Genomic DNA, 15,136 nt, shown 5'->3' with positions numbered 1-15,136 from the left:
ATCTTTGTCCTTAGAAACCTTTGTTATTCATTCCGAACATTTTGGATCATTTTCATCATTATTGAAGATAGAATCTGTTGTCCAAGAACGTTTGGATGGATATTGTCACGGTATGGATTTTGACCTTTGTTAATATTCTTCTGGAACAGTTGTGAATCTTGGTAAATAGGAATTTGTAGATTTGATAAGATCCCTCGTATGGCACCATGACCCTCATTAGGCAAGCCAGATTCAAGTTCCTGTTTTGTCCAGTGCAACAACAGCATAACCTTAGCCTCTGTTGTCTTTGCATTTAAAATCATCTTTCTTAATGCTTGAAGAGATGAATCAATCGCTGTCTGTTTTGTCAAGCTTGCTTGTACTGGATGCGTTTCATTATTATATATCAATGGTAAGTATTTAGGCAAATATCTGGTTATGCCTTCCCATACAGCAAATATTGGTTTATTAGTAGGATGGGTATTCGGATTTAATGGTAAAAATGTTGGTATATCCGCATAATCATGGCTTGACAATACAAGTATAACTATATCAGCGTTAAAAAATCCAAATTCCTTAGAATGTGCTAGAATGTTGATTGGCCCCCAACTGCCAGCGGATATGTTGCCTACAATCACAGGTATTTCAATCTGTTTAGACAACTCTTGCTGAAGAAGACTAGTTGCTAACTGACTATGATCAGTCAAGTTACCACCATTAATAACACTATCTCCGTAAACCATCACACGCAATTCACTTGCTTGTTTTTTAATTTTATCAAAGTGATTGCTACGCATTCCATATTGGTTTATTAGTATCCTATTGCCAAAACGCTTAACATCTTGGTTAGGTTTAAACATGTACTCAATGGAGGAATGTTCAATTGAAATAGCTGGATCACCCAAACCTAAGACGAATCTAGCAAATAATTCAACACTAACAAAACTTACTGCTATCAGAATCAACAAAAATTGCGACTTTTTATTTAAAATACTCATAATTAATGCACATTTTACCATTATTTAATAATCCCTAGTAGGGGGTTGTGTTTCATACTATTGTTCGTTGGGATAGTACTGAAGCTGTCATTCCTCTATAAATTGTCCAAGCATCTAAGTTTTTTGTAGCTATACTACCTAATCCCAAGACTGCACCTTCAGCTATTTTCACACCCGGGGCTACAATAGATTTTGCACAAAGCCAAACCTTATCTTCTATAAAAATAGGTTTATAAATTAGTTCAAAGTTTTCCTGACTCCAGTTATGGCTTCCAGTACAAATATATACCCCTTGAGAGAGGCAACAATGACTACCAATATGTACTTTAGCAAGATTATCAATCCAAACTTCTTCACCAATCCAACTATAATCACCAATTTCCAAACGCCAAGGAAATTTAACTCTAAAGCGAGGTTTTATATTAACACCTTTTCCAATTTTAGCTCCAAACAAGCGCAACAAAAACACGCGATATGCTGAACCGGGAATCCAAGAACTAATAAAAAATTCTTGTAATAAAAGCCATAAAGCTTCAATCCATACAGAACGTCCCCGATCAAAACCTTCTGAATTATAACTATCTAAACGCAAAATATTTTTCCTTATCCATCAATAACTAGAGCTGCGGAAGCATCACCGTGATAGGCGTTTATGCCTAGAATAGTTGCCATTTATAATATCCTTTAATCGAGAAATTCATCATTATTCATTGACCAGTTTCAAAGTATAATCTAACAAGCTTGGATTAAAATAAATTTTAGATGACCTTAAAATTTCAATATGAGGTTTAAGAGATTGAAGTATTCCTTTTTTCTTGGCTTCAATAAGAATACCAAGACTTCCAATGACTTTTATGCGGTTAAGTTTTGCTACCCTTCGTCCCGCTTTTTCATCAATTAACAAATAGTCTGCTTGGAAATGTTTATACAATGCGATAGAACTCAATTCACCTTTATCCAGTGAACTTCCTTCAATTACAAAACTATTCAAATCCAAATCAGTGACTTTTTCTTGTAAATATTCTTTAAGTTGAGCTGCTCCAACTTTGCCACTAACAGTTACTTCTTTATAAACCTCTAGCGAAACTTTAACCTCATCAAATAGTTTTTCTAAAATATCTAAACTTTCGCAGATTGCCAATGCCACTAAAGGTGATGCGTCAGCTACTACAATCATGATAATTCCTTATCCAACATAGCAACTTCTGTTTTTAATTCTTCATTATTTTCATAGGTTTGGTGTTCAATACCTCTTTGTTGACATTCGTATAAAAATTCATAGCGATCTATTTTTCCAATAAATTCAATTGCTGCTCTTACCGAAAGTAGCCCATTTTTATACATATCAATGGCAGTATTCAATTTTAATAATTTTATAAATTTTTCCGGCGATTGAGAGATTACATATTTTTCGGGAATTTCAATAATTAGTTCCATAGTATTTATCCAATTTATTTTTAGGGAAAAATAAAAGTGTTATTATCTTATTTAACAATTTATTTTTATTAGCAGTATAACTTACTTAAACCAATATTGCCAGCTTGCAAACAATAGCTAATTGCTTCAGAGGGAAATCCCGTCGTGATAGGCATTTATGCCTAGAATAGTTGCCATTTATAATGTCCTTTAATTTTTCGTACAACTAATTGTAATTTACTAGTCTTACTGTCATTCCGACGATAGGAGGAATCTTAAGATCCCTCCTATCGTCGGGATGACAAATCCTGTACTTTTCACAGTTCAAAATCCTTCTGCAATAGATACAAGGACAAAAACTTAATTCGTTTATTTACTTCGTTACTTCGTTTCTAAATTAGTTGTACTAGTATATACCTTGTTTAGTACAACTAATTTAGAAGTCAACTAATTGTAATTTACTAGTATTACTGTCATCCCGTCCCAACCAACGGGAGGGATCTTAAGATTACTTACGAAAAACAGCAATCATTGATTTCGCCAACATAGGAACACGTCCAACACGTATAAAATAAATATCTCGAAAACCAGCCTCCAAAAGGAGTTGTTTAAGTGTCTCCATTGACCAAAATTTTATGTGTCCTCCATCCCAAAGTGCTGTAAAGTGTGCGTCCATTTTTCCAGTGATAGCCAAGGCTAAATTTTTGAAATAACCATGATAAGGGGTTGAGATAATGCCTAAACCATCTTCTTCTAACAGGTTATAAAAGGTTTTCGCAAACTGCCTTGGATCATATAAATGTTCAACAACTTCCAAACTTACAACAATAGGGAATTGCCCATAAACATCAGACAAATTATCATAAGCTGAGCCATGATAAAGTTGTAGTTGAGGAAATGCCTTATTTGCTTGTTCAATGCCCATCTTTGAGGCATCAATACCAACAACTTTGTAGCCTGATTGATGGAGCATATTTGCCGTTACGCCGCTTCCACAACCAATTTCAAATACTTTATAAACACTTGTTTTTTTAATTGTTTTTGTAAAACTGGCCACAAATAACGGTGGGCACATCCAATTTCTGTGTTGGAATAGTGGTAATTTTGGAATACATTGTTATAATTTGACATAAATACATAAGCTTTCTGCAATAGTGAATCAAGTGGCTAAGACCAATTTAGTACAACGAATTTAGAATTAAACGAATTTTTTAATCGATTATTAAAATACCCTTATCTTCAGCAACTGTCTATCAGCTAGAAGCATCCCCATGATAGGTATTTATATCTAAAATAGTTGCTATTTAGCAAATATAATTCGTTTAATTCTAAATTCGTTGTACTATACTATACTATACTATATTCGTACAATCTTAAGCTCTAACTGATTTCCATAAAAATTAGCTAAAATCCCTAATTTCATATTAAATTGTTTTAATCGTGTTTTCATTCTAACTTGCATAACTTCATCAATGCTACTAATTGCAAAAACACCTAACAATACCTTATTTTCCACTTTAATAACTCGGACTGATTGTACATCAAGGTAATGCTTATGATAATAAAGTTGAATCTTGTTAATATATTCATAACCCAAATTTTGATATTGTAATTCAATCATCACGGCTCGTTGGTAAATGCGGTGAATAAAACCGGGACCAAGTATAACATATACTTGGTATAAAACTTTTAAAATACCTTCAGTAAGTTCAGCATATAAAATATCTTTGCCCAATGGTGGTGATTGCCATTGAAACTTGGCAGTTTTATCGCGGATGAAATTAGGTAAGCGTTGATCTTCAAATGATTTAGCTCCGAAATTCGCGATAATGGCTAAATCAGCATTCGTCAATTTTAGGTAAGAAATGGTTTGAGCTTGGTGAATTGGCATAATTTTAGGAGCTACTTTAATTTCAAAAATTATTTTGCCTTCCTCAAGCCAATGATCAACATAATATTTGCCTGCTGATATGTTTCTATAGCTAACTTCAAATTGTTTTTCTGGTGTACAACTTATACCATGTTCTCTTAGTCCATAGGTAATAGCCTTTTGGTAAATTTTCTCTGGTAATAGAGGGCCAAGTTGATTATAGACATCAATCAAAACTCCGCGCACTGTATAACTTAGTTGTTTGTGGATAAGTTGGGCCATAAGGTATTTAGTACAACTAATTAAGAATTCAACTAATTTTAAAACTGGACAGAGTTTACAACCCTGTTCAACTATACTTAATTCGTTTAATTCTTAATTCGTTGTACTATACTATACTATACTATATTATGTTAGTACAACTAATTAAGAATTCAACGAATTTTTTATTGCTCTTGACTAGAACCAATATCCTTCTGCAATAGATACAACGACAAAAGCATTTCAGCTAACATACGTTGAAACGCATAAAACCAACCGGCACGTCCATCAAAAATACCACCTTTGATAAACAAACAATATAATAATATAACAAACGGAGAAAAAAAGCGTAATTTTCGTATCCGATCAGCCCACCGGAGTTCACGCCAATGCTTTGTCGTTATTATTTCCAGTTCAAGTTTTATATACCGATCTTGTGCCTGTAGCCAATGATATAATGGTTTTCTATCATCATGTAATATTGATGCTTTTAATGAACTTACCGTTCCCTGTATAACAACGCGCTGTGTATGTCCATCTTGTCTATAGTTAGCTTGAGTACGACGGTATAAAACCGTAACCGGTGGATAAAGAGAACCCTTCAATGTTTTACCAAAAACACTGTACTGAAAAGAGGCGGAATAAGCATTAATTTCTTGATTTGATTTGAGTGTTCGTAATTCCTCAATGATTTCATTTGTTAATACATAGTCTGCATCTAAGGCAAGTACCCATTCTGTTTTAATATCTGTATTTTGAAGGGCATAATTCCATTAATTTGCATGACTGTCAAAAGTTCTTTGAAATAATCTGACTTGTTTAAACTGCTGAATAATATTGAGAGTGTCATCTGTGCTAAAACTATCTACAATGACAATATCTTTTGCCCAAGAGAGCTTGGTTAAAGTACGCTCAATATTAGGCTGTTCATTATAGGTCAGTAAAATTGGTGTAATTTGTTCAAGCATTATTTTTTCCAAGTGTGAACTGTGATTGATCTAATGTGCTATGACTTGCACCATTTTATGATACTGTAGTACAACGAATTATGAAATAAACTAATTTAATTAGTTCCTAATAATTATGTGATAATTACTTCGTTACTTTGTTTCGTTTATTTCTTAATTCGTTGTACTAACTTTTTGATAAACCCCTTCCATTTGACCAGCAATCACCGCCCAACTAAATTGCTCTTTAACCACCCGTTGCCCCATATTTCCCATTTCTACACCTAAATCTGGATTATCTAACAGTCTATTAATATTTTTCCCTAAAATATCAGGATCACCTTCACAAACCAAGCCGGCTTCAGATTTTGCCACTACATCTGCTAGTCCAACTTCTGGCGTTACGATAACCGGGCATCCATAAGACATCGCTTCCAATACCACAATCCCAAAATTTTCAGAATAAGATGGTAAGACTAACATAGACGCGCTTTTTAATACATTTTCTTTATCTTGATTATAAACAGGGCCTATAAATTTAATACGATTAGTCACAGCATTTTTTATAGCTATTTGCTCAAGCGTTTTTTGATAAGCTTCTTCATCATTACCAGCAATAATGAGTTTGCCTTTGGGAACATAAGCCATCGTTTCAATTAATCTATCTAAGCCTTTTTCCCAATTAACACGACCTAAAAATAAAATTGTGTTCTCATTATCTTTAGCTCTTTTTTGAGTAATTGCATCTGGTATATCAATTCCATTAGGAATCATAAAAATAGGCGGAAGTTTAAAAGCAAACGGCTTTAATTCTTCTTCTTCAAGCTTACTGGTGACATGAATTCCACTGGCATGTTCTAAGGTATATTGTTCAAATAATTTTATCCATAAGGATTTTATCCAAAAGCTTTTTCGTTTGATTAAATCCTTAACTAACATACCATGTGGTGTAATTAGATACGGTACTTGTTTTTTTTGACAAATCCTTGCGCCTAGAAGAGTGGGCCAGAGAAAAACAGAATGTAAATGCACAAGATCAAAAGAATTGATAGACTGTTTTAACGCCTTTTTCATGTCTGGAGAATAATACAATCTACGGAGTCGCTGAGATGGATAATACCAAACCTTGACTCCGTCAATATCTACTGGCACACCTAAAGGCACATCAGAATTGTTAGGGCCATCAACATTGGTGGTGAATACATGGACTTCATGGCCTTGCAGTGTTAAGCTTTTACATAAACCATGCACTACCCAAATTGGGCCACCGTAACGGTAGGCTGGGATGTAAAAAGGGACTATGTGGAGTATTTTCATGAGATATTTCTATTTAACTGCTTCTATTAACTAATATAGAATAGGAACATTATTACTTTTTTTGCGCCGCCGCGTAAATAGCATTAACAAACTGTTTAACCATATTGTCCATTGAAAACTTATTGGCTACAGTATTGAGAGCTTGTGTAGACATTTTGGAACGAACATCAGGATGTTCTGCCAAAAATAATATCTTTTCTACCAAATTATCAACATTTCCTTCAGAAAACAGCAAACCATTTTCCCCATTCTGTAAAGCTGCAATTTCAGGCATTTGATTAATCATATTCCCGTGTGTAATAACTGGTAAACCATAACTGAAAGCATGTATCAAGCTCAAACCAATAGCCCCGGGGTAAACCAAACATTCTGCACTCATAAACCAAGGTGCCATCTGCATCTGATCAAACAGGGAGCCAACCCACCGTATATGACCATCAATGCCTAGCATTGATGCCTGTTTCATTAAACGTTGTTTTTCTTTACCTTCACCAATAACTACTAGCAAATAATTACTATCAATTTTGGATATCCTAGCTAAGGCATCCAACATAAGATCCAACCCTTTATTTGCAGTCAGGCGACCGCAAAACAAAAGTATTCGCTTGTCCAGTAGATTATTTTGAATTTTAAATTTATCTAATCTGGAAGCTGACCACGCAAGCATCGCTTTTTGTATCGGTTTCTGGTCAATTGTATTGTTTGTGGCAAAAAGTTTGTCAGGGGAAAATCCACGCTGTTTATATTCTTCTACTTCCTTATCCGTATAAAGTAAAATAACATCCATCCAACGCATAATACTTCGGCGGATTGTTGCAGTGATTTGGCTTGAACTTGCTGACCAACCATGTCCCCACCAGACTACACCTATATTGCGCCGTTTAGCCTTCAAAATTAGCGGGAAATTGCTTAGAAAGCGAGGATTACCTGACACCACTAGTACATCACCAGATTGCAAATCTTCGCTAAGACGCAATCTTTTCTGCCACAATAAGCGGTTACCAATAAAACCAATACATGGATGATTTAAATGGATAAAATCCTCAAATTTACTGACACTTTTCAAATCAGCATAGGGTAATCTTTTACTTGCATATACCTGAATTTGCAATCCATCTACGCAAGCTAGCGCGTTAAAAAAAGCCACTCTATACTCAAGAACAACTGGCTGAATAATTTGAACTCTTATCATAACAATTTAATTTATTAAATATTTTTTAAACTTATTTGGTCGGAATCTTAAATATCGTGGCAATAATATTTTTCTCTGGTGAGTTTGGTGACATTGAACATAAATAGTAATGACAGCAGCCATTAAACCCCACATTGTACCGCTTCCCCACAAAGAACCAGATAAAAGCGCAGCTATCAAATATTGCATGTAAAGTAACGCAATCCAGCTATAACTAATGGAATTAGTACGTATCAATTGGAAAGCAGCCATCACACTCATAGCAATGACTAAACAGAATGCAATCCCGCCAATAATGCCTGTTGCCATAAAGCTTTCAATTACCACATTATGAGGATAAAAATGACTATTCAGCTCTTCCAATGCACTACCTAATAAAGGATTATCAAGAAATTGGTTCCATGCGTCTGTAAAGGATCGCATTCTTGCACCAGTACTTTGATCTATCTCTACTGCTCCTTGTATTCGCGTAATAAGTGTAAAACCCAACTTTTCTTCGATATATTGGGCACCTATGTATATAATGATGGACAATAGGGTGACAAAAATCAGTATTGTTAGGCTACTTCTTAGTTTAAATTCTGAAAATATTAAAATCATTAAACATAAAATTAATGCCAATGCAGGACCTTTTGATGCAGCAACACCAACAGCAAATAATCCCAATATAAGAAAAACTCCAAAAACAAGATTGACGGACAACGATAACTTAGTTCTATTTAATAATAAATATAAACTGCTAATAATTGCTAACGAAGCACCAAGATGCCCCAAAGAAATAGGATTAAGAGTCTCGCTTTGCATTCTCCCCACTGCTAAACTGCGTTCATTTACTCCTGCAACAATACCCAACCAATTTAAATACAAACTAAAAATACAAGCTAGAGTGATCACGATTACAGTCATATTAAACATGCGTTTCAGCGTTTTATTGTCAACATTAACCAGAAACGCAAGCATTGGGATTAAGCAAACTCCAAAAGTGAATAAATAATATGTGGATACCTCGCGTCCCAAATATATCGGAAATAAGATTGTATCTGACAACAATCTCAAAATGTAAAATGACCAAAACACAAAAAGTGGCAACAAAAAAATGCCTTTATAGTTATGCTTTTCTCCGAAAATATATGATAAAATTATAACTATACTTAACCCCAATACAAAGGCACGATATGGTATAGAAACAACCTGACTATCTACTTTCAAGATAAGTGGTAATGATGAAACTAGTGGATATCCTGCTATGGTTAAAGCATAAAGCAAGGCAATTCCCCAAGAAATTAGTTCTTTTTTATTCATTAACTTCTAACTGCTACATTGTGATCTCATTCTAGCCAACAATATGATCCATACAAAATACAAAAATGAAAGACAGACACTTGCGCCAACCACACCAATCAAGCCAAACCATTTTGCCCCCATGAAATTAAGTACAATACCTAATAGCGCGATGGCAATTTTTGGTACAATTAAGTCACGAGTTTTATTACTAGTCATCATTTTTTGAGAAATAATTTCTCCAACAGAGAAAAAGCCGCTTGATAAAACCATGAGAGGGAGTAAATATGAGACTGTTCGATATTCTGGAGCAACTAACAGACTAAATATAAGTTCATGCAGCCAAAAACTAATCAAGATTCCAGTGAAAGTTATGCATATCCCCACTACCGCGATTCTACTTATTAATACATGTGTATGCTCTATACGTGCTTGATCAGAACCATCACCAGCACGCTTGAACAATATTGGTAATACAAATTGTAACATTATACCAGAAAGTAATGGAATTGGATAATAACCAAGTTGATATAGCACAGTATATAAACCTACTTCATGTGTTGAAGTAAAAATTTGCAATACCCAACGTTCCGATGCTACTTGTGCCCAAATAAATATTGACCATGTGGCAATGGGCCAAGCATAACTAAACATCCGCTTGTTCCAGTTTTTAATATCACTAGCTATAACTGTTGATTTATCAAAACTTAACACCATAATTTTGCGATTAAAAAACCATAACTGTGATCCAAGAACTACCAGTGACGCTAAAACATATCCACACATAGCCACATAGCTAAACGAGCCAATAATTCCAATAAGTCCCACTGCGCTCAAAAACCGTAACCATGATGCCAGTCCTTGATGCCATGCCACTATTAAGCGTTGGCGTGCGGCATTTTGTATTCCATCCAGTATTAAATTATAACCTGATAATAATGCAAAAATAAACGCAGCTAGTACTAACCACAACCATTGTGAATATCCATATATTAATAATCCTAAAAAAAAGCCAACATTTGTAATAACTAGCAACAGAACCGTTACATAAATTAACATTTTGCGAATTCCATGCAACAACGCTGGTAACTGCTTAACTTCTTGAGCAGGATTAAAAAAACGCGAAGAAGCTTTAGCTATTGGTGATAATAGCACTTGTATGAAAAGCATCACTATTGTCATACCCAGTGCTACTTCACCATAAATATTTGGTGGAAGTACCTCAGTTAACAGCCGTATCCCTACTATTACACCCAAGGCAGTCATAAATTGACCTAACCCCACCCATAGCAATTCACGTCCTAAACGTTGGAAACGTGAAAAGTTTGAACGGGATATTATGAACGTTTTATCCATTCAGTTTATCAATTCCAGTTTAGTAAATATCCTCATGTCATTCCAGCCATTTTAGGGCTGAGTGAACTATAGGGAGTAATAAAAGTCGTGCTTAGTTTTTGAATTATATCACCTATAAAAGGTATTTTTGCTGGCATAGATAATTGTTTAACCCAACGGGGAATATCAAAAAATGCCGGATAACCACCAAATAATTCATCACCCCCCAATCCTGAAACAGCAACTTTTAATCCAAGCTCTTTGGCAGCTTTGCTGACAAACCATGTATTAATGCCATCAATAGAAGGTTGATCCATAGCCGCTAGAATTTTGGGTAGCTCCGCTACAAATTCCGCTTCTGTGACAATTCGAGTAGTATGTTGGGTGTCATACCTTTTGGCTATCTCAGCTGCTAAAGGAGCCTCATTTCTATGTTGTTGCTGAAATTCTTCAAAGGCTAAGGTAACAGTTTGAATATCCTTTTGTCCAGCATCTTTCATAAGGGCAACTAATGCGCCTGAATCCACTCCTGATGATAAAAAAGCACCAACAGGAACATCTGCAACTAAATGGTGACTCACTGAATCTAATAAAGCCTCGCTAGCCGCCTCTTGATTGAATGCTTGAGGATTTTCAATCGCTTGACAAAAAACCTTCGCCAAAGAAAAGTAATGCTCTGGTGTATGTGTACCAATCTCATCCACCCAGATAAAACTGCCGGCTGGAACCGCTCGTATTTGTTGGTAAATCGTATAAGGTTCTGGAACACTGCCAAATAATAAAAAGCCAGTAATGCCAGCAGGCTCAATGGAACTGGATATTTTACCACCAGCTAAAAGAGCTTTGACTTGTGAAGCAACTCGTACTGTCCAACCATCATCAGCGTAATACAGTGGCTTTATACCATAAGGATCACGAGCCAGCAAGAGTTTATTTTTCTTAGCATCCCATAGTGCAAATGCAAACATCCCCCTCAGTTCTGACAACATAGCCACACCTTTTTGTTTATAAAGATGCAGCAAAACTTCGGTATCAGATTGAGTTCTAAATTGAATACCTTGAGATTCAAGCTGTTGGCGTAATGCTTTATAATTATAAATTTCACCATTAAAACTGATAACACACTGTCCATCAGTGCTACTCATAGGTTGAGCAGCACGCTCATTAATATCTATAATAGACAAGCGTTGGTGGGCTAAACCAATTTTGCCATTTTTAGAAAACCATGCTCCTTTACCATCAGGGCCTCTCGCAGACATATGATCACGAATAGCACATAATTCTTTGCGATTAACTTCTGGGGCGGCGTAATGGTAATTATATATAGCTGCTATAGCACACATATTATTAAATAATATACAATATTAAGTTAGATTAACTGGAGTTATATTCTGTTGTGCTACTAGTTCATTAATTCGTTGTGCAATCTCACCTTTGGCTTGCCTCAGTAATTTTATTTCGGATGCGTTCAACATTCGGGGTGTTGAGCAAGTAACGTGCTTCAGACTCTGTAAGGCAGTCAAGCCCAAAACCGAACTGTTGTTGCCACCAGTTTTCAAGTTGTTCTCCATGTTTCAACCTCAAGTATTCAAGTGTTTGTGATGTTAAAGCTAAATTTGCTGAGTGTGGTTTTCCAGTTAATACGGTTGCTCCCAACACTGTGCCATTACCTTGTATGATATGTGCCCGCAAATTTGCCAAGGTTCCGCCTTGCCCGACAAAATCATCAACCAACAAATAATCATACCCAGCTAATACCTTCCCATCGAACCTTGCTTGCCTCGCCAGACGGGAAAAGCCATCAGCTCCAGTGTGTCCAACGATGTTGGTTTGTATAATGCTGTTGTCAGTAGTCCAACCCAATAGTTGAGCAAGAACATCCGCCAATGCTTCGGGAATTGCATTAACACCCATTCTTTCTACAGCGTGAGCAGATACTAGAATGGGCTTTTGTTGATTGTATGATTTCGCCAATTGTTCAACAATCATTGGATTCAGCAAGGAATTAACTAAGATGTAAGCCGAGCTTGGATCTCCCGATTTGGCGGCGCGGTAAGCATAGTGTTGCTTTACTGCTGACTCATTGTTGTGAATCCACACGAGTGGAACTGTATTCCATGTATAACGGATTATCATTTTGTTTTTAGATATTTATTTACCATCAGGGCCTCTCGCAGACATATGATCGCGAATTGCACACAATTCTTTGCGATTAACTTCTGGGGCGGCGTAATGGTAATTATATATAGCTGCTATAGCACACATAGAATATAATATTATAGTACAACGAATTTAGAAATAAACGAAACGAAGTAACGAAGTAATTGCATGACTGCTAAAACTATGTACTAATTAGTTTATTTCTAAATTCGTTGTACTAATTAAATAATTAATTTGTAAGGCAGTCAAGCCCAAAAGCGAACTGTTGTTGCCACCAGTTTTCAATGCTGCAAAGCATCTAAGTTCTGTTGTGCTTGTGCATGTCCAAGTGTAGACGCTTTTTTAAACCACTTCTTAGCCAGATTGATATTTTTTTTGACCCCTTCGCCTTTTAGATACATGAGTCCTAGTGTATTTTGCGCGTCACTATCTCCCAATGTTGCTGCTTTACGAATCCATTTTGAAGTAGTCTTAATTAATAGTTCTGAGGAAGATGGTGAAACATTTTCTGTTTGCGCTATCGGTGAAGCAATAATATAGCCTCTGGAAATTTCTAATCCATTGATTTCAGTATTGGAAAACTCAGTGGGATTATTATGTTTCTCTAAAAAATAGTGTACTTTTTTAACTAACAAAAAGATCATTGACATCCAGCAAAATCACCGCATTAATTTTCATTTTTTCTTCATGAGTGAGTCTTGCTTGGATTTTCTCAATAACATCTCTTAAAACGGACATGTCATTATCTGGCAAGCCTTTTGAAGCAATGATAACATCCCAGTCATCAAAAGCACTTGCTCGTTCAAGTAAAGAAAATAATTTAAACTGGCCTTTTTCTTCTGCCAGTGCCTGCTCTATAGCAAAAAACTTCTTAATAAACTCGTTCATTAATTGATTCCTTTTATTTGAAAGCGTTTACTAATGTCTCAGTTGAAGTAAGCATGTCTTGTGCTGTTTGGCGTGCGTGTGAACCAATCGGTTTATAACGGATTTCTGGATTCCATTTTTCCACAATTGACCATTCTGTTGAAAAATGATTTCTTATCTTTTCGGTAACGCCAGAAAATTTCAGTAAAGTCACCAAATCATGCACTTTCAAAAATCTGGGATTTTGGAAATACTTATTATACAAGGCACAAAAATCGTTGGGATTAATATTATACAAGTTTTAAACACACTTACTTTTAATAGATTTTTCGATGATTTTACAAGTCATCATTAAAAATTCCTTATTGGTTTCAGGAAAATTAGTATATCCTAGCGTTTGGCAAATTCTGGCTTTCAAGGATAATTCAACCGCGTATCCGCATAAATAGGTGGCTGCGTCATATCGTTTGGCATCAAATAAAATGTGTGCCTCCTTGATACGTGCTTTTGCCAAAGCTCTTAATTCCGTTTTTGTTGTCATGTTGAATCTATTTAATATGAAATAGTTGGTGCAAATTATTATGACATTTAATTTGGACTAACCGGATTTGGTTGTTTAGTAACAATATCAACCTTAATTATTGTTCCTGTAGGTTTATCACTAGTATCTACTTCTATTAAGGTAGTTGAACTTTCTGGATCTTCAACAACACGTCTTCCAGTTGTTTCACCAGTAGTAACTTCTACTTCTACTAAAATGTTGCTGGTTGGGCTTTCTGGAATAAAGCCGGGTAGATCACTATTACCTACATCTCCAGCTTGTATTTGATTTGCTATTGCTGGAACATTAGGTGTTACTACTACACTTGGTGCAGCACTAGGTTCTGGTGCTGGAGTGGTTTTTGGAGTGGTTTTTGGAGTAGTTGGAGCAGTATTCTTAGCTGTATCTGCCGCAGCACTTATGGCAGCTGCTTTATCAGGAATTTTAGCAGCGATCTTTTCGACAACTTTATTAGCCGCTGTAGGTTCAGCAGCCACAACAATTGCCACTGCTGTTTCTACCTTTACTCCTACTTCAACTAAAACATTAGCGATACCTGCTGCTTTTTCTGGGTTTTTAGCAATAACTTTTTGAACAACACTAGCAGCCGCTGTAGGTTCAGCAGCTACAACAATTGCCACTGCTGTTTCTACCTTTACTCCTACTTCAACTAAAGCATTAGCTATACCTGCTGCTTTCTCAGGGTTTTTAGCAATAACTTTTTGGACAACACTAGCAGCCGCTGTAGGCTCAGCAGCTACAACAATTGCCACTGCTGTTTCTACATCTACTCCGGCTTCAACTAAAGCATTAGCTACATCTGCTGCTGATTCTCCATTTTCAATTGCATCTTCAACGGCTTGTTCTGGTGGTACACCAGCGGCAATGTCACTAGCTACATCAGCTTGTACTACCGAAAACGCAGTACACAGCATTCCCATGCCTAACCATCTTATCATTTGCTTATTCATA

19 protein-coding genes are annotated in these 15,136 nt (G+C 35.8%); all 19 read right to left on the bottom strand.

Annotation, left to right across the window (positions count from 1 at the left end; all coding sequences use genetic code 11):
* Positions 1-23 precede the first annotated feature (23 nt).
* The 19 genes from BHU68_RS04335 to BHU68_RS04250 all read right to left on the bottom strand — a co-directional run bounded on the left by BHU68_RS04335 (position 24) and on the right by BHU68_RS04250 (position 15,135).
* Positions 24-977, bottom strand: a complete 954-nt coding sequence (locus BHU68_RS04335) for a hypothetical protein (protein WP_141698804.1) — start codon at positions 975-977, stop codon at positions 24-26.
* Between the two features lie 52 nt (positions 978-1,029).
* The gene (locus tag BHU68_RS04330; RefSeq protein ID WP_069470415.1) at positions 1,030-1,569 is read right to left on the bottom strand and encodes a WcaF family extracellular polysaccharide biosynthesis acetyltransferase; all 540 of its coding nucleotides are present in this window, start codon (positions 1,567-1,569) and stop codon (positions 1,030-1,032) included.
* Between the two features lie 111 nt (positions 1,570-1,680).
* The gene (locus tag BHU68_RS04325) at positions 1,681-2,154 is read right to left on the bottom strand and encodes a DUF3368 domain-containing protein (protein ID WP_069470416.1); all 474 of its coding nucleotides are present in this window, start codon (positions 2,152-2,154) and stop codon (positions 1,681-1,683) included.
* Complete coding sequence (locus BHU68_RS04320; protein ID WP_069470417.1) at positions 2,151-2,414, bottom strand: UPF0175 family protein; 264 nt, start codon at positions 2,412-2,414, stop codon at positions 2,151-2,153. The genes BHU68_RS04325 and BHU68_RS04320 overlap by 4 nt, the downstream gene beginning before the upstream one ends.
* A 487-nt stretch (positions 2,415-2,901) precedes the next feature.
* Positions 2,902-3,468 carry a class I SAM-dependent methyltransferase gene (locus BHU68_RS04315; RefSeq protein ID WP_141698803.1) on the bottom strand — a complete coding sequence of 189 codons (567 nt, stop codon included), beginning with the start codon at positions 3,466-3,468 and terminating at the stop codon, positions 2,902-2,904.
* A 282-nt stretch (positions 3,469-3,750) separates the two neighbouring features.
* Positions 3,751-4,545, bottom strand: coding sequence for a GxxExxY protein (locus BHU68_RS04310; RefSeq protein WP_069470418.1), 795 nt, complete (start codon positions 4,543-4,545; stop codon positions 3,751-3,753).
* 164 nt (positions 4,546-4,709) lie between these two features.
* Positions 4,710-5,129, bottom strand: a complete 420-nt coding sequence (locus tag BHU68_RS17510; protein ID WP_216092566.1) for a hypothetical protein — start codon at positions 5,127-5,129, stop codon at positions 4,710-4,712.
* Between the two features lie 168 nt (positions 5,130-5,297).
* Positions 5,298-5,492, bottom strand: coding sequence for a glycosyltransferase (locus BHU68_RS17505; protein WP_216092565.1), 195 nt, complete (start codon positions 5,490-5,492; stop codon positions 5,298-5,300).
* Between the two features lie 153 nt (positions 5,493-5,645).
* The gene (locus BHU68_RS04300; RefSeq protein WP_069470419.1) at positions 5,646-6,788 is read right to left on the bottom strand and encodes a glycosyltransferase; all 1,143 of its coding nucleotides are present in this window, start codon (positions 6,786-6,788) and stop codon (positions 5,646-5,648) included.
* A gap of 52 nt (positions 6,789-6,840) precedes the next feature.
* Positions 6,841-7,935, bottom strand: a complete 1,095-nt coding sequence (locus tag BHU68_RS04295; RefSeq protein ID WP_069470420.1) for a glycosyltransferase family 4 protein — start codon at positions 7,933-7,935, stop codon at positions 6,841-6,843.
* A 51-nt stretch (positions 7,936-7,986) separates the two neighbouring features.
* Positions 7,987-9,282, bottom strand: a complete 1,296-nt coding sequence (locus tag BHU68_RS04290; RefSeq protein WP_069470421.1) for an O-antigen ligase family protein — start codon at positions 9,280-9,282, stop codon at positions 7,987-7,989.
* A 6-nt stretch (positions 9,283-9,288) separates the two neighbouring features.
* Positions 9,289-10,617 (bottom strand): lipopolysaccharide biosynthesis protein, encoded by a 1,329-nt coding sequence (locus BHU68_RS04285; protein ID WP_069470422.1) that lies wholly within the window; start codon positions 10,615-10,617, stop codon positions 9,289-9,291.
* Between the two features lie 32 nt (positions 10,618-10,649).
* Positions 10,650-11,939: an asparagine synthase (glutamine-hydrolyzing) gene (asnB, locus tag BHU68_RS04280; protein WP_069470423.1), complete on the bottom strand. Its 1,290-nt coding sequence runs from the start codon at positions 11,937-11,939 to the stop codon at positions 10,650-10,652.
* An 85-nt stretch (positions 11,940-12,024) separates the two neighbouring features.
* A complete protein-coding gene (locus tag BHU68_RS04275) occupies positions 12,025-12,732 on the bottom strand; it encodes a phosphoribosyltransferase (protein ID WP_069470424.1) in 708 nt (235 codons plus the stop codon).
* A gap of 305 nt (positions 12,733-13,037) precedes the next feature.
* Positions 13,038-13,406, bottom strand: a complete 369-nt coding sequence (locus tag BHU68_RS04270) for a tetratricopeptide repeat protein (protein WP_083234108.1) — start codon at positions 13,404-13,406, stop codon at positions 13,038-13,040.
* Entirely contained in the window at positions 13,381-13,644 is a 264-nt protein-coding gene (locus BHU68_RS04265) for a hypothetical protein (protein WP_069470426.1), read from the bottom strand. Before BHU68_RS04265 ends, BHU68_RS04270 begins: the two co-directional genes overlap by 26 nt.
* Positions 13,645-13,657: 13 nt before the next feature.
* On the bottom strand, positions 13,658-13,837 hold the full coding sequence (locus BHU68_RS04260) for a hypothetical protein (RefSeq protein WP_069472915.1): 180 nt from the start codon (positions 13,835-13,837) through the stop codon (positions 13,658-13,660).
* A gap of 87 nt (positions 13,838-13,924) precedes the next feature.
* Positions 13,925-14,164 (bottom strand): HEPN domain-containing protein, encoded by a 240-nt coding sequence (locus tag BHU68_RS04255; RefSeq protein WP_069470427.1) that lies wholly within the window; start codon positions 14,162-14,164, stop codon positions 13,925-13,927.
* A 47-nt stretch (positions 14,165-14,211) separates the two neighbouring features.
* A complete protein-coding gene (locus BHU68_RS04250) occupies positions 14,212-15,135 on the bottom strand; it encodes a hypothetical protein (protein ID WP_069470428.1) in 924 nt (307 codons plus the stop codon).
* Position 15,136: the final 1 nt, after the last annotated feature.

The organism is Candidatus Marithrix sp. Canyon 246 (assembly GCF_001723685.1).
GTDB lineage: Bacteria > Pseudomonadota > Gammaproteobacteria > Beggiatoales > Beggiatoaceae > Marithrix.
The sequence above is the reverse complement of the archived record's forward strand: the minus strand, read 5'-3'. Positions and strand labels throughout refer to the sequence as shown.